Origin of the sequence: Pseudarthrobacter sp. LMD1-1-1.1 (genome assembly GCF_040676255.1) — a bacterium.
Taxonomy (GTDB): Bacteria; Actinomycetota; Actinomycetes; order Actinomycetales; family Micrococcaceae; genus Arthrobacter.
The window spans coordinates 251,131-268,582 of the sequence record NZ_JBEGHP010000001.1; the positions used below are offsets into that span (position 1 = coordinate 251,131).

Annotated in this window: 16 protein-coding genes; 5 read left to right on the top strand and 11 right to left on the bottom strand. The window is 68.9% G+C overall.

The window, feature by feature from the left end; genetic code table 11:
* The first annotated feature begins 3 nt into the window (after positions 1 to 3).
* Positions 4 to 1,371: an FAD-dependent oxidoreductase gene (locus MRBLMD1_RS01235; protein ID WP_364396714.1), complete on the top strand. Its 1,368-nt coding sequence runs from the start codon at positions 4 to 6 to the stop codon at positions 1,369 to 1,371.
* Between the two features lie 7 nt (positions 1,372 to 1,378).
* On the opposite strand, the gene MRBLMD1_RS01240 is transcribed toward MRBLMD1_RS01235, so the two are convergent.
* The 4 genes from MRBLMD1_RS01240 to MRBLMD1_RS01255 form a co-directional block, all read right to left on the bottom strand.
* Positions 1,379 to 1,813, bottom strand: a complete 435-nt coding sequence (locus MRBLMD1_RS01240; protein ID WP_364396717.1) for a hypothetical protein — start codon at positions 1,811 to 1,813, stop codon at positions 1,379 to 1,381.
* Positions 1,814 to 2,007: 194 nt separating this feature from the next.
* On the bottom strand, positions 2,008 to 2,838 hold the full coding sequence (locus MRBLMD1_RS01245) for an oxidoreductase (RefSeq protein WP_364396720.1): 831 nt from the start codon (positions 2,836 to 2,838) through the stop codon (positions 2,008 to 2,010).
* A 50-nt stretch (positions 2,839 to 2,888) separates the two neighbouring features.
* On the bottom strand, positions 2,889 to 3,917 hold the full coding sequence (locus MRBLMD1_RS01250; RefSeq protein ID WP_364396723.1) for an aldo/keto reductase: 1,029 nt from the start codon (positions 3,915 to 3,917) through the stop codon (positions 2,889 to 2,891).
* Between the two features lie 13 nt (positions 3,918 to 3,930).
* Positions 3,931 to 4,812 carry an aldo/keto reductase gene (locus tag MRBLMD1_RS01255; protein ID WP_364396726.1) on the bottom strand — a complete coding sequence of 294 codons (882 nt, stop codon included), beginning with the start codon at positions 4,810 to 4,812 and terminating at the stop codon, positions 3,931 to 3,933.
* 86 nt (positions 4,813 to 4,898) lie between these two features.
* Between MRBLMD1_RS01255 and MRBLMD1_RS01260 the strand changes: the two genes are divergently transcribed.
* A complete protein-coding gene (locus MRBLMD1_RS01260) occupies positions 4,899 to 5,819 on the top strand; it encodes a helix-turn-helix transcriptional regulator (protein WP_364396728.1) in 921 nt (306 codons plus the stop codon).
* 15 nt (positions 5,820 to 5,834) lie between these two features.
* Here MRBLMD1_RS01260 and MRBLMD1_RS01265 read toward each other — a convergent pair whose 3' ends face one another.
* The 3 genes from MRBLMD1_RS01265 to MRBLMD1_RS01275 form a co-directional block, all read right to left on the bottom strand.
* Positions 5,835 to 6,197, bottom strand: coding sequence for an STAS/SEC14 domain-containing protein (locus tag MRBLMD1_RS01265; protein WP_275179847.1), 363 nt, complete (start codon positions 6,195 to 6,197; stop codon positions 5,835 to 5,837).
* Positions 6,198 to 6,202: 5 nt separating this feature from the next.
* A complete protein-coding gene (locus MRBLMD1_RS01270) occupies positions 6,203 to 8,827 on the bottom strand; it encodes an AMP-binding protein (protein WP_364396731.1) in 2,625 nt (874 codons plus the stop codon).
* Positions 8,828 to 8,979: 152 nt separating this feature from the next.
* On the bottom strand, positions 8,980 to 9,360 hold the full coding sequence (locus tag MRBLMD1_RS01275; RefSeq protein WP_364396734.1) for a hypothetical protein: 381 nt from the start codon (positions 9,358 to 9,360) through the stop codon (positions 8,980 to 8,982).
* Positions 9,361 to 9,538: 178 nt separating this feature from the next.
* Between MRBLMD1_RS01275 and MRBLMD1_RS01280 the strand changes: the two genes are divergently transcribed.
* From MRBLMD1_RS01280 to MRBLMD1_RS01290, 3 genes are all read left to right on the top strand, one after another.
* Entirely contained in the window at positions 9,539 to 10,543 is a 1,005-nt protein-coding gene (locus MRBLMD1_RS01280) for an MIP/aquaporin family protein (protein ID WP_307488981.1), read from the top strand.
* Between the two features lie 327 nt (positions 10,544 to 10,870).
* Positions 10,871 to 11,794 (top strand): AfsR/SARP family transcriptional regulator, encoded by a 924-nt coding sequence (locus tag MRBLMD1_RS01285; protein WP_364396737.1) that lies wholly within the window; start codon positions 10,871 to 10,873, stop codon positions 11,792 to 11,794.
* A 185-nt stretch (positions 11,795 to 11,979) separates the two neighbouring features.
* Positions 11,980 to 13,368, top strand: a complete 1,389-nt coding sequence (locus MRBLMD1_RS01290) for a sigma-54-dependent transcriptional regulator (protein WP_364396740.1) — start codon at positions 11,980 to 11,982, stop codon at positions 13,366 to 13,368.
* 6 nt (positions 13,369 to 13,374) lie between these two features.
* Here MRBLMD1_RS01290 and MRBLMD1_RS01295 read toward each other — a convergent pair whose 3' ends face one another.
* The 4 genes from MRBLMD1_RS01295 to MRBLMD1_RS01310 are packed head-to-tail and all read right to left on the bottom strand — an operon-like array spanning position 13,375 to position 17,452.
* Entirely contained in the window at positions 13,375 to 14,004 is a 630-nt protein-coding gene (locus MRBLMD1_RS01295) for a hypothetical protein (RefSeq protein WP_364396743.1), read from the bottom strand.
* A complete protein-coding gene (locus MRBLMD1_RS01300) occupies positions 13,995 to 14,777 on the bottom strand; it encodes an amidohydrolase family protein (RefSeq protein ID WP_364396746.1) in 783 nt (260 codons plus the stop codon). Before MRBLMD1_RS01300 ends, MRBLMD1_RS01295 begins: the two co-directional genes overlap by 10 nt.
* Positions 14,777 to 15,850, bottom strand: a complete 1,074-nt coding sequence (locus MRBLMD1_RS01305; protein ID WP_364396749.1) for a hypothetical protein — start codon at positions 15,848 to 15,850, stop codon at positions 14,777 to 14,779. The genes MRBLMD1_RS01300 and MRBLMD1_RS01305 overlap by 1 nt, the downstream gene beginning before the upstream one ends.
* A 36-nt stretch (positions 15,851 to 15,886) precedes the next feature.
* Entirely contained in the window at positions 15,887 to 17,452 is a 1,566-nt protein-coding gene (locus MRBLMD1_RS01310; protein ID WP_364396752.1) for a hypothetical protein, read from the bottom strand.

Sequence of the window (17,452 nt, forward strand, 5' to 3'; positions counted from 1 at the left end):
GCCATGGCATCCCTGGAATCCCTCCCCGTTGCCGTGATCGGAGCCGGTCCCGTGGGGCTGGCCGCCGCCGCGAACCTGCTGGAACGCGGGCTGGAACCGCTCGTCTTCGAGGCCGGTCCCGCCGTCGGGGCAACCATCCGTCAATGGGGGCACGTCCGCGTGTTCTCCACCTGGAAGTACAACCTGGACCCCGCCTCGGTGCGGCTGCTGGAGCGCCACGGCTGGGAAGCTCCACGGCCCACCGCGCTGCCGTACGGGTCGCAGATCGTCTCCGAATACCTTGAGCCGCTTGCCGCGACGCCGGAGCTCAAGGACCGGATCCGGACCGGGTCTCGGGTTGTGGCGGTCACCCGGCAGGGCATGGACAAGGGCCGCAGCCAGGGCCGGGACAGTGCCCCGTTCCTCCTGCGCATAGGGCACGACGGCGGACAGGTCACCGAGGTGCTGGCCCGCGCCGTGATTGATACGTCCGGGACCTGGAGCAGCCCGGCGCCGCTGGGTTCGTCCGGGCTTGCCGTTCCGGGTGAGGCCGAGGCGCGTGCAGCCGGGCTGGTCACAGGCCCCCTGCCGGACGTTTCCGCTGGTGGTTTTGCCGGCCGCCGCACGCTGGTCATCGGCTCCGGGCATTCGGCCGCCAACATGGTGCTGGACCTGGCCCGCGTGGCCCGCGCCAACCCCGGCACTGAAGTCCTGTGGGCCATCCGCGCCGCCACCCCGGCCCGGGCCTACGGCGGCGGCGACGCCGACCAGCTGCCCGCCCGCGGCCAGCTCGGGGCCCGGCTCCGCACCGCCGTCGAGAGCGGCGCTGTCCGGCTCCTGACCAGCTTCCACACGGCGTCCATCGACGTTCAAGGCGACGCCCTGACCGTGCACGCGGCGGACGGCCGGTCCGTGTCGGTGGACCGGGTCATTCCCGCCACGGGGTTCCGCCCGGATTTGGCCATGCTGTCCGAGCTGCGGCTGGACCTGGACCCCGCCGTCGAGGCACCCAAGGCCCTGGGCCCGCTGATCGACCCGGATTTCCACAGCTGCGGCACCGTTCCTGCCCACGGCGCCCGGATCCTTGAGCAGCCGGAAAAGGACTTCTACCTGGCGGGCATGAAGTCCTACGGCCGCGCGCCCACGTTCCTCATGGCCACCGGGTACGAGCAGGTCCGCTCCATCGCCGCCGCCCTGGCCGGGGACACCGCAGCCGCGGACGCCGTCGAACTTGAACTTCCGGAAACCGGCGTGTGCTCCACCAGCATCCCGGACGATGCCGGGGATGCTGCCGCGGACACCTGCTGCTCCGCCCCGGCGCCGGTACCGGTGACGATCGGGTTCGCTACCGGGCTGCAGCACGGCCGCAGCAGCGAGCCGGCGGACGTGTAGGCGTGCCTTAGGGAGCGGACGGGTCACCCCAGTTGATGCCGATGGAACGGCCGCGGGCGAAATGGGCGTTCGCGATGTCGTTGACTTCGCGGACGCTCTTCCCGGGGTGGGCCAGCCGGATCCACTCGTAGTCCCATTCCTGCATGTCCCGCACGCGACTGATCCGCTTGTGGGCACGCATTTGGGCCGTAAGCTCCTCGCCGCTGGGGACCGCCGGGGGCGGAGGCACAACGGGTTGCGGCCTGGGCGGCGGCATCTGGGCTGGCCGTGCCGGGGCATTTGCGGAGCGGACCAGCGCCACGGTCAGCGCAACCACCCCCGCAGCAATGAGGAGCACCCACCAGTACTGGATGATGAGCGCTACGACGATAAGGACGAGGAAGGGGGCGCACCCGACTGCGCCCCCGCCCTTGCCGGCTGACCGACGTCGTTTGGCTGCCATGCTGGTTCCTCTTGCGGAGTGGTGGAACGTGAGGAATTCACTCTCGCACCGGGCGTGCGCCCTGTCATGAGTAGTGGCTACTCGATTTTGCGATGCCCGATTTCGTTGCGGCCCAGGGTTTGCAGTTCCCCAACTGGGTCGCAGTTGTTGTCGTTTTGACGCCCCAGAACGACAACAACTGCGACCTAGTTGGGTTAGTCGGTGATGTCCGTGCTGGTGCTCAGCTCCTGCCACTCGTCCAGCTCGGCACGCTGGGCGTCCGCCACCATGCCGAACGCGCCGAAGGCGTCCGTGCCCAGGACCAGCAGGCCCGGCGGGTTGGGGGAATCGACGACGGCGAGGATCGCCTTGGCTGCCTTGTCCGGGTCCCCGGGCTGGTTGCCGTGGGCGGTGTCGACTTCCTTGCGGCGCTTGCCGGCCGTGTCCGCGTAGTCACCGATCGCCGTCGCGGACTGCGTGAGCGAGCGGCCGGCGAAGTCGGTGCGGAAGCCGCCCGGCTCGATGGCGGTGACGTTGATGCCCAGCGGCTTCAGTTCGTTGCGGAGCGATCCGGACATGCCCTCCAGCGCTGCCTTGGTGGCCGCGTAGTAGCCCGAGCCGGCCGGCGTGATGCGCGCCCCGATGGAGGAGATGTTCAGGATGGACCCCGACTTGTTGGCGCGCATGCCGGGGACCACGGCCTTGATCATGTCCACTGCGCCGAAGAAGTTGGTGTCGAACAGGCGGCGGATGTCGGCGTCGTCCGCTTCCTCCACGGCCGCGCGGTAGCCGTAGCCGGCGTTGTTCACCAGCACGTCGATGCTGCCGAACTTCTCCTCGGCTGCCTTCACGGCCGCGGTGATCTGCGCCTTGTCCGTCACGTCGAGGGAGAGGGAGAGTGCGGTGTCGGGGAAGCCGGCAATGATGTCCTGGACCGCCTCGACGTTCCGGGCGGTGACGACGGCGTTGTGCCCGGATGCGAGCATGGTTTCCGCGAGTGCCCGGCCAAGTCCGGTGGAGCAGCCTGTGATGAGCCACGTTGCCATGGGTTTTCCTTTCATAGGGGAGTAGTGGGTAGTAAGGCGGAGCCGGGCACCTAAGCCCGGTGCCGCCGTCGTGCGCGTGCTGTCAGTTCGTGGGTGCCGTAGCTGTTGTCGTCCGGGTTGACCGTGACGCCGGGGGCCACCAGCTGGTCGATGCGGTCCAGCACCGCAGGTGCCAGGACGGTGTCCGCGGCCGGGAGGTAGGACTCCAGCTGCTCCATGGTGCGCGGGCCCACGATGGCCGAGGTCACGCCGGGATGGTTGATGACGAACGCGATGGCCAGCTCGATCATCGTCACGCCTGCCCATTCGGCCACCTGGGCGAGCTCCTCCACGATGTCCAGCTTGCGCTGGTTGGCCGGCTGGGTCATGTCGAATCGGGCGCTGGGGCGGCGGCTGGAGGTGGGCCGGGACGGGGAGTCCTTCCGCCACCGGCCGGAGAGCCAGCCGCCGGCGAGCGGGCTATAGGTCAGGGTGCCCATCCCGTGCCGCTGGACCGTGGGCAGGACGTCTTCCTCAATGCCGCGGGCCAGGATGGAGTACGGCGGCTGCTCAGTGACGAACCGCTCCAGGTTGCGCTCGCGGGACGCCCACTGCGCCTCCACGATCTGGGAGCCGGAGTAGGACGAGGAGCCGATGTAGCGGACCTTGCCCTGCCGGACCAGGTCGGTGAGGGCGCCCAGGGTCTCCTCCACGTCGGTGTCCGGGCTGGGCCGGTGGACCTGGTAGAGGTCGATGTGGTCGGTGTTGAGCCGGCGCAGTGAGTTCTCCACCTCCCGCATGATCCAGCGCCGCGAGCCGCCGCGCTGGTTGGGGTCCTTTTCGTCCATGGGCATGAAGAACTTGGTGGCCAGGAAGACGTCGTCGCGCTTACCCGCAATCGCTTCGCCGACGATCTCTTCCGAGGCCCCGCCGGAGTAGACGTCCGCGGTGTCGATGAAGTTGATGCCGGCGTCCAGGGCACGGTGGATGATGCGGGTGGCGTCGGCGCGGTCGTCATTGCCCCAGGGGCCGAACATCATGGCGCCGAGGCAGAGGGGGCTGACCTGCACACCGGTGCGGCCGAGCGGGCGGTATTCCATTGTTGCTTCTCCTTTAGGCTTCCGGGATGACCATGGCGAACCGCTCCGGGCGGGCCACGTCAGGGTCCGGTCCGCTGCGGACGCCGGTATCCAGGGCGTCGATGGTCTGGAGCTCCGCCGGGGACAGCTCAAAGCCGAACACGTCGAAGTTCTCCGCGATGCGGGCCGGGTTGGTGGATTTGGGAATGGCGGAGCGGCCCTGCTGCAGGTGCCAGCGGAGCATCACCTGCGCGGGCGTCTTGCCGTGGGCCTTCGCGACGGCGGCAATCGCCGGGTCCCGCATGACGTTCTTCCGGTTCTCGCCCCACCCCGGATAAAAGGTGATGCCGCCGATGGGCGACCACGCCTGGGTCAGGATGCCGTGCTCCGCGTCCGCTGACTGGACCTCCCGCTGCTGGAAGTAGGGGTGCAGCTCGATCTGGTTCACGGCGGGGACGGTGTCCGTCTCGGCGAGCAGCTGCTGAAGGTGGTGCGGCATGAAGTTGCTGACGCCGATGGCCCGCACCCGCCCGTCCTTGAGCAGGGTTTCCAGGGCCTTGTACGCGGCGATGGTCTTTTCCATCCGGTCCGGCGCGGGCTGGTGCAGGATGAACAGGTCCAGCTGCTCCACGCCGAGCTTGCCCGCCGCCTTGTCCCACGCGTGCAGGGCCTGGTCGTAGCCGTAATCGCTGACCCAGACCTTCGTCTCGATGAACACCTCTTCGCGCGGCAGGCCGGCCCGGCGGATCCCTTCGCCCACCTCGCGTTCGTTGCCGTACGCGGCGGCGGTGTCGATGTGCCGGTAGCCCACCTCGAGCGCTGTCTGGACGGCCGCCGTCGTCTCTTCCGGGGGACTTTGGAAAACGCCCAGGCCGAGTGCGGGCATGGTGACGCCGTTGTTGAGTTTCAGTTCCATGCCTCCACGCTATTTCGGCGTGCGGGTTTGTGGGAGGGCTTGCCAGTCCCTCCTTCGTCTGGTGCCCGGGGCGTAGCGTGGGGGGCATGACCAACAGCGAGGACGTGCGGAAATTCCTGACCTCCCGCCGCGCCCGGCTCACCCCGGAGGAGGCGGGCCTGCCGGCGTACGGCGGCAACCGGCGCGTGGCGGGGCTCCGGCGGGAGGAGGTGGCCATGCTTGCGGGGCTCAGCATCGACTACTACATCCGGCTGGAGCGGGGGAACCTTTCGGGCGCGTCGGACAGCGTCCTGGAGGCCTTGGGGCGGGCACTGCAGTTGGACGACGCCGAGACGGCCCACCTTTTCGACCTGGCCCGCGCGGCCACCGCAGCCCCGCGGGTGCGGCGGAAGCGGAGCCCCCTGACCGTGCGCCCCAGCGTGCAGCGGGTGATCGACGCGATCACGACGGCGCCCGCCTGGGTCCGCAACGACCGCGGCGACGTCCTGGCCTCCAATGAGCTGGGCCGGGCCCTGTACCTGGAGATGATGGCCGACGCCGGCACCCCGCCCAACAGTGCACGGTTCACGTTCCTGAATCCGAAGGCACGGGGGTTCTTCCGCGACTGGGAGCGCAGCGCGGACGACATTGTGGCCGTCCTGCGCTCCACGGCCGGGAAGAACCCGTACGACAAAGACCTTTCGGACCTGATCGGCGAGCTGTCCACGCGCAGCGAGGAGTTCCGGGTCCGTTGGGCGCGGCACGATGTGAAGTACCACCGCACGGGCCGGAAACGGCTGCACCACCCGGTGGTGGGGGACCTGGACCTGACCTATGAGGCGATGGAGCTTCCCGCGGACCCGGGCCTGCGCATCAACATCTACACGGCCGAGCCCGGCACGCCCTCGGAGGATGCGCTCAAGGTCTTGGCCAGCTGGGCCGCGACGCAGCGCGCAGCCGCGCCGGGCGGAGGGGCGCAGCCCGCAGCCGGGGAGCCCGGGACGCAGGCAAGACGCGGCCACAGCTGAAGGCGGCTGCAGAACCTACGGCCGGTGTTCTTCCTCCAGCCACGCCATTGCCTCGTCCATGGACGTGAAGAACCGGGTGGGGTGCACTGGTTTGTGCCGCCCGGTATAGAAGTCGGCGATGGTCTGGTCCACGGGGGAGGTGCCCACCACAGCCGCGCGCGTCAGGGGCCAGGTGCCGGCGAAAGCTTTCAGTGCGCCTTGGTCAATCCACGCCACGCCCGTCATCTCGACCAGCAGCGGCAGGGTGCGGCCTGCGCTGAGGACTTTGGCGCGCTTCATCAGCGCCTCCGCGTCGCGCTCGGTGACCACGTCCCCGTGCTCCCACTTGAGGTGCAGCAGTTTCCCGGAGAGCTCGATGGTGCCGGTGACGTCATCCATGCCTTCTACTTTGCTGGTGCTTCACGGCCCACGGCAATACGGGGCGGCAACGCACGCCGGCCCTTCAGGTGCCGCTCCACCGCAGCCATTGCCCGCGTGGCCACCGCCCAGTAGAGGATCCCGCACACCACCGACGCCAGCACGGCAATCCCCTTGGCAAGCGGCTCCGCAACGTCCACGGACTCGAACAGCGGGTACACCAGCCAGTGGGTGACGTAAATGTACAGCGACGCGCTGGCCAACAGAGCCGTGGTCCGGTGCAGCCCGCGGGGCACCCGGAGGGCCGGCAGCCAGAGCAGAAGCAGGCAGCCCGCCAGGATGGTGGCGCTCCGGTACGGATTGTCGAACGAGGCCGGAACGGTCAGGAAGGCGAGCGCCGTCACGGCCGACCTCTGCCACACCGTGCGGGAGGCGGCGGCTGCCCAGCCAAGGCCAAACAGCCACAGGACCGGCCCCTGGCCCGGGTACCGGCTGTCCACCAGGCCGAAGAGCAGCGGCATGTCCACAACCACCAGGGCCACGCCACACGCCCACGGCCATCGCCGCACCACGCGGTCAACCGCCGGGACCGCGAGCAGGAAAGCCAGCCCGATCAGGATGTGGACCAGGATTTCCACAAACCAGAAGCGGGAGTAGTCGCTCCACCCCGGAGGCCCCAAAAGCGTATTGAGCAGGAACAGGTTGTGCCACGCGTACTTGTCCGTCACGGCGAACGCGAGCCCGATCACCGCCACGCTGGGCACCACAATCCGCGCGATGCTCCGCAGGTGCCGCCGGAACCGTTCCGTGCGGCTGCCGGCGAGCTGGAAGCGCGCAAAGTTGTAGCCGGCCACGGCCATGAGCACGTGCGCGGTGCCTTGCCAGTGGAAGAACCCGATGTGCGTTGAGACGATGGCAACGATCGCCACCGCCCGCAGCACGATCCCGGTTTCCATGGGCGCGAACAGCCGCCGCGTTCTATTGGTTCCGGCGCGGCCCTCGGGAGGCGCAACGGCCTGACGCATCCGGTGCCGCGCGGACGACAGTTCGCAGACCGGCATCAGGTGCCAGCCTTCGGGGAGGTACCCGAGGGCATCCTCCAGCCGGATGGACGCCGCCACGTAGGACAGGGAATCGCCGCCCAGGGACACAAACGTGTCCGTGGCGGACACGCTGCCCACCTCAAGCACCTCGGCGAAGATGCGCCCCACGTCCATGGAGCCCGCGTCCGGGACCGTCGGGCCGCCGTCGTCCCCTCCGCCTTCACCGGCCGCTGCCCCTGCGCCGGCGAGTGCGGCGACGGCAGGATAGTCCGGTTTGCCGTTGCCCAGGCGCGGGATGGCCTCCACGGGGTGAAGTTCGACGGCGGCGCGCGGCAGGTCGAGGTCCTGCGCCAGGGTTTTGGCAAGGAGGCCCAAATCGTGGTCGCCTTCGACGGCGGCCACCACCGCATCGTCGGACCCTGCCGCGGCCGCGGTCACGCCGAGGTCCGCCAACTGCCGCTCCACCTGCCCCAGGTCCACCCGGAGTCCCACGATCTTCACGAAGCGGCTCCGCCGGCCCACGATCTCGTAGAGGCCGTCCGCGCCGCGCCGGGCAAGGTCCCCGGTGTGGAGCTCGTCAACAACGCGGCCCAGGCTGAGGTCCGCCGGCCGTCCGGCGTACCCCAGCATCACGTTCGCGCCGCTGTAGACGAGTTCGCAGGCATCCAGCCCGGGAACAGCCTCCAGCCGGAAGGAGCCGCCCGGCACCGGCACGCCGATGGCGTTCGGATGCTCCAATGCCTGGTCCGGCGGCAGGTAGGCCATGCGCGCGGTAGCCTCCGTCTGCCCGTACATCACGTACAGGTCCCACCCCTGCTGCCGGCCCAGCTCCGCGTAGGAACGCACCCGCTCCGGCGCAAGCCGTCCGCCGGCCTGGGTGATGTAGCGCAGGCTGGGCACGTCCATGTCCGCGAAGCCCACGCGGTCCAGGAGGTCGAACGTGTAAGGCACCGCGGCGAAGGATGTGACGCTCTCCGCCCGGACCAGGTCCCAGAAACAGGGGTCCACCACGGAGAGATCGGTCAGGGCCAGCGACGCTCCCGCCAGGAGGTGGCTGTTCACCACACTCATCCCGTAGCAGTAGGAGAGGGGGAGCGTGGTGGCGGCCCTGTCAGTGGGGCGCAACTGCAGGTATTCCGCGATCGCGGCGGCATTGGCCTGGATGCCGTCGGCGGACAGGCGGACCAGCTTCGGTGAACCGGTGGACCCGGAGGTGCTGAGCAGCAGCGCGAGTTCAGGGTGCAGATCGTGGAGCGTTTCGTCCCGGCGCACGTCCAGTAGTGCCTGCCCGTTCCCCGTGTGGACCACGATGTCCGGATCATAGGCATCCGTGAGCGCTTCCGCGGCTGCGGGGCTGGTGGGCAGGACCAGCAGGGGATTTCCGGAGGACAGCGCGGCCAGGTACGCAACCAGGGCCGGGAGCGTGTTGTCGGCCTGCAACGCGACAAGCCGCCGGCCGTACCCGAAGGAGGCGGCCACTTCCTCCACACGGCGGCCCAGTTCCCGGTAGCTCAGCGACGCGCTGCCGGTGCTGACGGCAACGCGGTCCCCGAACCTTGCCAGATTGGCCGCGAAGGGGACTCCGGCGAGCTTTGTCTCTAACGTCACCGGAGCACTTTAGAAGGTGAGGCTAACCTAACTCAAATGGACGTAATGGAAGGCAACTGACGAGGTAGGAGGCGAAAGGTACGACGCCGGTCCACACCAGAGCGTCCTGCCCGCCTTGTGCAGGCAAGCAGGCCGCGATCCAACGTCAGGTGCTAAGGCTCCGCGTGGGCGTCATGGGTGCCCGGCTTGCGCGTGGGATCCACGGCGCCGCCCTTGCCGTAATCGCCTTCCGGGTACCGGCCGGTTTCGGAAGCCGCGGTCCGGCCGGGCACCGGGCCGGCCTGGCCGTAGTCGGCCTTGACGTAGCGTCCGGCTCCCACGGTCCTGTCGCCCAGGGGTTCGGGCAGTCCGCCTTCGCTGCCCGCGGGACCGTAGTCCCCTTCGATGTACTGGCCCTCGTCGTCTTCAGCATGGCGGCCGCGCTGGGCACCGGCTTTGCCAAAGTTGCCTTCGACGTACCGTCCGCGCAGGTCACGTTCCTCAGGTGCCTCATCCGGGACCGGGGTTTTGTCGATGCTGCCGTTGTCGTTCATGATCTTGCCTTTCGAACGAACTCCATGTCTCCAGGGTGCGGTCCTGAGCCTATGGGGGCTGCCGTTTCTTCAGACTGTTGCCTAGGGACACTTTCGGCGTAGCATAAAAGTACCCGGATTGTCAATCCGTCCGGATGAAGCCAAGGACAAAGCCAAAATCGCAAAGAAGGTACGCGCGATGAGTGATATCAGTCCGCTACGAAATGCCGTCCGCAACGGCAGCGGACTTAAACAACTGGGTGGAACCTGGGGCGAGCTCCTTGCCGAGTTCCTGGGCACCTTTGTGCTGATTGCGTTCGGCGACGGCGTGGTGGCCATGGCGGTCGCCGCGCTGCCCGGATCCGGCCGCGCCGCCACCTCAACCACCATCTTCATGGCCGCGGGCGACTGGCTGCTCATTGCCTGGGGATGGGCCCTGGCCGTGGCGCTGGCCGTCTACGTGGCCGGCGGCGTCAGCGGCGCCCACATCAACCCGGCCGTGACCATTGCGTTCGCCGTCCGCCGGAAGTTCCCCTGGCGCAAGGTAGGGCCGTACATCGCGGCCCAGGTGGTGGGCGCCTTCGCCGGGGCTGCATTGGTATACCTGCTCTACTACAACGCCATCGACGCCTACAACAAGGCCGTCGGCACCGGCCGCGCCGACGCGAAGGGGCTGGCCAGCTACTCCATCTTCGCCACGTTCCCGGCACCGTACTTCAACGGCAACCCCACGGGCCCGCTGATTGACCAAATTGTGGGCACGGCGTTCCTGGTCATCTTCGTCGTGGCCATCATCGATATGCGCAACACCGCCGTCCAGGCGAACCTGGGCCCGTTCATGATCGGGCTCGCGGTCGCCGCCATCGGCATTTCCCTCGGCGCCAACGCCGGCTACGCCATCAACCCTGCCCGCGACTTCGGGCCGCGGCTCTTCGCATGGCTGGCCGGATGGGGCCAAACGGCGCTGCCTGGCACAGTGGACGGGGCCTTCAGCTGGTACTTCTGGGTTCCCATCGTGGGCCCGGTGGTCGGTGGTGTGATCGGCGTGCTGATCTACGACTGGTTCATCGGCGACGTCCTCGACGCCCGGGCCCGGCTGCAGGAATCCACACCTCCGGGCCGCGCCGGCGGTGAAACGCCTCCGGCCACTGAGGCTGTGGCCGTGCCGAAGCCGCATACCGTGCCGAAGAGGCGGGCGGCTTAGGTACAGGCGTCAGGCGCGGGCAGCCCGGCAGGAAAGTGCGACGGCGGCCCGCGCCTTTCGCACGCCGGGTGATGGGAGATTGCCGGGGTAGGGGCCAGAAGTGATGGCGCGTTTCAGGGAAAGGGGCAGGAGGTGATGGGGCGTCTCAGGAAAAAGGGCAGGAGGTGATGGCGCGTCACGGGCAGCTTTCGAGAGCGCGCCCTCCCAACCCGATTAGGGGCGCCGCTACATTGACATTCATTTTCAAGCTGAGGATCCTCATTTTTACGTAGTTCAGGTACTTCAACCCGGCTGAGGTGTCCCGTGGGCGGTGGTGGCTGTGGACATGTGGAATTGGACCTGCTCCGGTGTTGGCAACTGCGCCGCGACGGAGAAATTGTCCATGTTGCCGTCCGCCAGCAGCGCCTGATCGCCGCGCTTGCCATCCGCGGCCCCAGGGTGCGGAACTACGTTGCCGGGCTCCTCTGGCCGGACTGCCCCGAGCCCCGGGCACTGGAGAGCCTCAGGGTCAGCGTCCACCTGGCAACGCGCCAGATCCCCGGGATCCTGGTGAAGGACGGACCGGTGCTGGCCCTCGACCCGTCGGTACAGGTGGATCTGTACCGGGTGCGGGCCCTGCTTCAGGACAGTCCGGCAGGAAGCGGGGCAGCCACCAGGGCTCTGCTGGACCTGCGGGACGCCGAGCTGCTGCCCGGCTGGTACGAGGACTGGGTGCTGTTCGAGCAAAGCCGGCTGCACCAGGACCGGCTGCGCGCCCTGACGCTCCTGGCGCGTTCACTGCTGCAGGCGGGGGACTGCGGCGGCGCTGCGGAAGCGGCGGGCGCTGCTTTGGAAATCGAACCCCTTTATGAGAGCGCCGTGCGGGCCCTGGTCACCGCGGAACTGGAAATGGGGAACCCTGTTTCCGCTCTGCACGCCTACGGGAACTACACGACGGCCCTGCGCAGGGACCTGGGCGTCCTGCCATCGGAAGCGCTCACCAAACTCATCGACGCCGTGCAGCCGGGGTATCCACCCGCGCGGTTTTCACCCGTCCTGGGCAGCCAGCCACTGACGCACGGCGTGGAGGACTTCCTCCCGGTCCACGGTGGAGAGGCTGCCGTGCTGCCCGGACCCCTCGCTGTAGGTGACACGCGCGCGGAAGCCGTGTTCGCCGTCGGGCTCGGTCCACGTGCGGATCACCAAGGTGCCGCCGCTGGCGGGGATCCCGGGCCCGTCAGGGACGCTGTGGTCGGTCATGGTGTTATCTGACTCCTCATCCGTTGACCCTGATCATGCGTGAAAAACCATCAGCAACCCGCGGTTTTTCCTGAAAGATTGGCGCAAGATCCTCTGGCGCCGCGGCAGTAGCAGTGGCAGTAACGGGGCTGTAACGCCGGGCATGGTCAGCTTCGTTGCGCAGGCGAAGTGCCGGCAGCGGATCTGCGAGGGGCTCTATGCCGTGGGTAATGGACCTCAGTGGCCGGCAGGCCTGGGCCAGGGAGGCCATCGAAACCCTCCGTGCCGCACACGTCCCCCTCCAGCTGGCGGATGCTCCAGAAACTGCCGCCACCGCAGGCATCATCTTTGCCGCGGCGCAGTCGCAGGACCTGGTCTCGGCCCTGGGGATGGCGGAATACGGCAGGTGCAGGGTGCTGGTGTTCGGGCCGCCGGACGGAAGGCTGAAACCCTGGCCGGTGCTTGAGGCGGGTGCGGCGGAATGCATGGCCTGGCACGGCCAGGTGGAGCCGGTGGCGGCGTGGCTGCAGCGGATCGAGGACGTGGAAACGGTGATCGACTCTGTTGCCGTCCGGGACAAGCTGGCGGGGCAAAGCCCGGCGCTGCGGTCCGCGCTCCGGGACCTGGTGGTGGCCGCGAAGTTCGGGAATGCACCCATCCTGATCCAGGGGGAGACGGGGACCGGCAAGGAGCTGGCGGCCCGGGTGGCCCACGCGGTCAGCAGCCAGCGGGGCAACCTGGTGGTGGTGGACTGCACCACCATCGTCCCCACGCTGATGGGCAGCGAATTGTTCGGCCACGAACGCGGTGCCTTCACGGGCGCGGTGAGCGTGCGGACCGGCGCCTGCTCCGGTGCCGACCAGGGCTCCCTGTTCCTCGACGAGGTAGGCGAACTCCCCCTGGAACTCCAGCCCGAGCTGCTCCGCGTGGTGCAGGAAGGCACCTACAAACGCGTGGGCGGCGACAGGTGGCTGCACAGCAAGTTCCGGCTGATCTGCGCCACCAACCGCGACCTCGCCCGTGAAGTGTCCGCCGGTAGTTTCCGCACCGACCTCTACCACCGCATAGCGGCCTCGGTGGTCACCATGCCGCCGCTGCGGGACCGGCTGGAGGACATCCTCTGCCTCTTCGCCCGCTTTTGCCGCGAGGCCACCGGCGCCCGGACCGATCCGGACGTGGATCCGGCCGTCCAGGATGTCCTGCTCCGCCGCAGCTACCCGGGCAACCTGCGCGACCTCCGGCAGCTGGCCTTCCGCATCGCGGCGCGGCACGTCGGGCCCGGGGCCATTACCCCGGGCGACCTTCCCCGCGAGGACAGGCCGCAGGCAGGGCACCTGGGAGCGGATCAGGGACAGAACGCGTACGACGGCGGCCCGGCCGGCGCCGTCGATCCGCTCGCCGTCGATCCGCTCGCCAGGGCGGTGGCCTGGGCAGTTGACGCCGGCCTTGGGCTGCGGGACATCAAGGAACGCGCGGCGGAGGCGGCCGTGGCTGTGGCGGTTGAGCGGAGCGGCGGGAACGTCCATTCGGCCGCCACCATGCTGGGGCTCACGGACCGTGCCGTCCAGCAGCGGCAGGCCCGCAGGACGGACACCGGCGGTGCCTAGCTCCGGCTAGGCCCCGCGGTCCAGCTCCTCCGCCACCTCGTGCCAGTACCCGTCGCCGGTCTCCTCGGCGAGTTCCCGGAACAGGTCCCCAAGCTCCCGCCAGAGCACGTCCGGCCCCTTCCGTCCGGGGAGCCGGCCCCGGTAGTTGGCACGTTTATAGATCCTGCCGAACTGCTGGCGGACCAGGTCCTCCACGGCGAGCCCGAACATGTCCGGCTGCTTGTCCGGTGACGGAAACGGAATGAATTTTGCCAGCTGGACGGGCGGCAGTTCGCGGCGGGACTTCACCAGGTCCTTCGTGGCCGGCAGCCGGTCATCCCTGCTGGTCCTGGCCACCAGCCGGTCCCCGGCGATTTCGTGGGCGAAGATGCGCACCTGGCTGGGCGATAGCCCGGGCGGCCAGGGCCGGTAGGTAATCAACCACACGGATTCCCGCCGGGGCTCGTTGCCCGCCATCCATGCGGGCCGTGCCGTCCTGCTGCCAGGCCCCGCCCGGCGGGCGGCCTCGCTCTGCCGGAGGTAGGCGCGCAACTGGTTGAGGCCGCCCCTGATCGCCGGCCCGTTGTCCGGTTTTATCTCGGCCATCCCCGGCGCCCTGATCGGCTCCGGACCCGCGGCCGGCACATTTACAGCCATGCCTTCTTCCTCCTGTCCTGTCCTGCATCGGTGCAGCAGCGCCCGCTCCGGGCCGGTCCCGTCAGCCTCAGGACGTTGCCGCCCAGGATGAGGTCGCGGTCAGCCGGCGGCAGCTCCAGCGCGAATATTTTGGCGAGCTCGGGCGCGGGGTGCAGGTACGGTCCGTCGCTGCCGAACAGCACCTTCCGCGATCCGGCCCGGGCCACGGCCTCCTCCAGCAGGTCGAAGTACCGCACTCCTGAGCTGTCCGTGAAGATGTTGGGCAGCTGGACCAGCGCATCGGTCAGCCGTTTCTGGGCGCGCCAGTCGTCGTTGAAGGACGACAAATGCGGAACTATCCAGGCGACCCCGGGATGCCGCCCGGCCAGGTGGCAGACCAGCTGCACGTCCCCGCCCGGGTCAAAAAGCACCGGCATCTGATGGCGTTCCGCGGCCAGCGCTACCTCATCCGTTGCGGGTCCGTCGGACCAGTGCACCTTGATCCCGCAGGCGCCGCGCGCGTGGGCGGCCGCCACCATGGCGCCCACCCGCCCGCGGTCGGCCACGGGATTGACGAACACATACCAAAGCCACCCGCCAGGCTCCCTCAGGGCAAGCTGCGCCACGGCCCGGTTGGCGGCCGCGTAGGTGCCACCCGGCGCGGCCATCAGCACACCACGGAAAATTCCGACGGCGGCAGCCCGCTTCCGCCACAGTGCAAAGGAAGCGGCGGGGCCGGCCGGGCCCAGCGGTACACCGGCGGTCCCCACATGGATGTGCGAATCCACGATCATCAGGCCGCCCGCCTGTCCCGCGTCACCGCGGCCAGTCCCCGCACCAGCCGGTCCAGGTCGGCCTGGCTGTGGTCGGCGCGCACCACGGCGGACAGCACGGCGCCGGGCCGGCAGCGGGGAAGCTGCACCAGCGCCTGCACGCCCCGGGCAGCGAGCGCGGTCCGCCACCGGCGTGCCAGCGGCAGGGAGCCCACCCGGGTTCCGACAATGGGGAAGGGAAGCCCCATCGGCGGAAGGCCAAGATCAGCGAACGCCGTCCGCAGCCAGAGGGTCAGCCGCCACAGCCGCCGCCGCAACCGGGGGAGGCCGCCGCTGCGGAGGGCCCCGATCCCGGCGGCAAGGTCTGCCGCCGACGGCGGGCTGCTGTGCATCCGGTTCCCGCCGCTTCGGGCCACCACCCCCACCGTGGTGCTGTCACCCGTGATCACCGTGACGGGCGTGCCGTAGGCCTTGGCCAGCGAACCGAGCCACAGCAGCCGGTCGTGGGACAGGCCCAGCCAGCGTGCCGTGCCGGTACCGTCACCGAAGCCGCCGGGACCGGATGTCCGGCCCAGGACACCGAACGCCAGGGAGTCATCAACGATCACCTGGCCGCCGGTCTTCGCGGCGATGGCCTGCAGCTGGGCCAGGGGTGCGGGGCGCCCGCACCCCTGGCACCATCCGTCCGTCACCACCCAGGTTTTGGCGGAAGGCGCCGGTCCGTTGGAAGGTACGACGGCGGGCGGCCGGAAGTGGGGGTACGTCACCACCCGCACACCCCGGGGGAGGGATGCCCGGCACGCCCACTGGGACAACGGGTAGGCTCCCTCATCCACCAGGAGCACATCCCCGGGCCGGGGGAGTGACTGCAGTACATCCATCATTCCGTGCAGCGCCGACCTGGCCACCAGGCCGCCGTCGGCATGCTGCTGCGCGGCAACCAGGGAGGCCAGCTCCGCGGCCGCCGGCAGCTCCCCCAGCGCGGCGGGCACTCCGGTGGTGAACTCCGCCCACGGGGTGAGCCCGGTGCTGGGGTGGTGCTGGCCCAGGAACAGTGCGGACGTGAAATCCGTTCCGCCCGGTGACCCGGCCATCTCCTGTACCTAGCCCTTTCCTGACCTGGCCATGTCCTAGTACCGGACCAGCTTCCGGGCCAGCCGGCGCTGCAGCAGCGCGGACGGCATGGTGGTGTCCACGCGTTCGCTGAGGTCCACCCCGGTGACGGCCCGGTAGGCGTGGATGTAGCGCTGGACGGACGGCTTCCATTTGAGGGCCCAGTTCTTGGCGTCGTCGCTGGTCATGCCGGACTCGTTCCACCGGCCATGCCGCACGGACAGCAGCAGCTGCTCTCCGTGGACGGCCAGGTCGTAGAAGTGGGTCACGCTGGCGTCGGACCATTCCTGCATCAGCTTCATGGTGTCCACCCGGCCCATCCACTCTTCCTGGTAGGGGACCATGGTGCGGCCGCCCAGGAACTCGCGCATTTCCGGCTGGGCCAGCATCCACTGCACGTCCAGGGTCTCAATCCGGGCGGACAGCGAGACGTCGGCGAACTGGTTGTTCGCGCCGGCGGCCAGGACCAGGTGCAGTTCCTGCAGGTTGCTCAGGAGCGGGAACGCGTCCGCGTCCACGGTCTTGTCGCTGAACTCCTTGTAGTAACGATGGCAGGCATTGAGCAGGCTGTGGAACGCGTCCAGGAACTGGGTCCGCCGCTCCACCAGCAGTTCCGCCGGGGGAATCGCGCGGCCGATCAGCTGCAGGCCGTACTGGTACTCGTACTCCGCGGCGCGGCGGCGCAGCGAGAGCCTGTCCTTCTCGGCCTCGGCCAGTCCCCACAGGAGCCCGCGCAGCGGCAGCAGCGGGCTGACGGCCAGCCGCGAGAGCGGGTCCCCGTCCGGCTGTGACCGCCGGTTCTGGAAGCGGGCCAGGATCCTGTTCAGGGACTGGAAGAGCATGCCTTCCTCCAGCCAGTACACGTAAATCAGCTCGACGAACGGCACCTGTTCCAGCGGGTACTGGCCGTTCGGGATGCCGTCCGGGAAGGGCCGGGCGAGGTCGTTGTCCTGGTCGCTGACGTAGGACAGGGGGATGGCCTGGGCGCTGTGGTTGGCGGGCCCCCATCCGGACCCTTTCTTGCGGAGCGGATCGAACTTGTTCCCCAGGGCGCCCTTGGAGATGAATTCCACGGACAGCGCGTGCAGGTTTTGGTAGGTGAGGCCGCCGAAGGGCGGGAGCGAGCCGAACGTCTTTGCCTTGGTCTTCGCGAAGGCAGCGAAGTTGGTGTAGGTCAGGTTCCCGGCCACCCCGGAGATGAAGTCCCACAGCTGGGCGTGTCCGCTGTTGGGGGCGGCGTTGGGCTCCAGGGCCACCTTGATGACCGGTTCGGAGTCCGGTGCCTGGACGTCGATCCGGTCGATGATGGTCCAGTTCCCCACGATGCCGCGCATGTTGGGGCGGAACCGCACCCGGTATTCCAGCGGGTCGGGGAGCCGTACCTTCAGCTCCAACGCTTTGCCCCGGCTCATGGTCTTGGTGAAAATGCCGCCCTTGTTCCCGCCGATGGGGATGCTCCTGCCCCGTTCGTCCAGGACCTGGAAGTTGTAGTCGCCCAGGGGGTCCGAGCTTTCCAGCTGGAAACGGATTCCCACATCCTGTCCGGCATACACCGGTGCAACCGGCCGTCGATTGAAATCCAT

Bases quoted from the DNA above. Each gene is read 5' to 3' on its own strand.
- MRBLMD1_RS01235 (WP_364396714.1), top strand. From the start codon at position 4: ATGGCATCCCTGGAATCCCTCCCCGTTGCCGTGATCGGAGCCGGTCCC.
- MRBLMD1_RS01240 (WP_364396717.1), bottom strand. From the start codon at position 1,813: ATGGCAGCCAAACGACGTCGGTCAGCCGGCAAGGGCGGGGGCGCAGTC.
- MRBLMD1_RS01245 (WP_364396720.1), bottom strand. From the start codon at position 2,838: ATGGCAACGTGGCTCATCACAGGCTGCTCCACCGGACTTGGCCGGGCA.
- MRBLMD1_RS01250 (WP_364396723.1), bottom strand. From the start codon at position 3,917: ATGGAATACCGCCCGCTCGGCCGCACCGGTGTGCAGGTCAGCCCCCTC.
- MRBLMD1_RS01255 (WP_364396726.1), bottom strand. From the start codon at position 4,812: ATGGAACTGAAACTCAACAACGGCGTCACCATGCCCGCACTCGGCCTG.
- MRBLMD1_RS01260 (WP_364396728.1), top strand. From the start codon at position 4,899: ATGACCAACAGCGAGGACGTGCGGAAATTCCTGACCTCCCGCCGCGCC.
- MRBLMD1_RS01265 (WP_275179847.1), bottom strand. From the start codon at position 6,197: ATGGATGACGTCACCGGCACCATCGAGCTCTCCGGGAAACTGCTGCAC.
- MRBLMD1_RS01275 (WP_364396734.1), bottom strand. From the start codon at position 9,360: ATGAACGACAACGGCAGCATCGACAAAACCCCGGTCCCGGATGAGGCA.
- MRBLMD1_RS01280 (WP_307488981.1), top strand. From the start codon at position 9,539: ATGAGTGATATCAGTCCGCTACGAAATGCCGTCCGCAACGGCAGCGGA.
- MRBLMD1_RS01290 (WP_364396740.1), top strand. From the start codon at position 11,980: ATGCCGTGGGTAATGGACCTCAGTGGCCGGCAGGCCTGGGCCAGGGAG.
- MRBLMD1_RS01295 (WP_364396743.1), bottom strand. From the start codon at position 14,004: ATGGCTGTAAATGTGCCGGCCGCGGGTCCGGAGCCGATCAGGGCGCCG.
- MRBLMD1_RS01300 (WP_364396746.1), bottom strand. From the start codon at position 14,777: ATGATCGTGGATTCGCACATCCATGTGGGGACCGCCGGTGTACCGCTG.
- MRBLMD1_RS01305 (WP_364396749.1), bottom strand. From the start codon at position 15,850: ATGGCCGGGTCACCGGGCGGAACGGATTTCACGTCCGCACTGTTCCTG.
- MRBLMD1_RS01310 (WP_364396752.1), bottom strand. From the start codon at position 17,452: ATGGATTTCAATCGACGGCCGGTTGCACCGGTGTATGCCGGACAGGAT.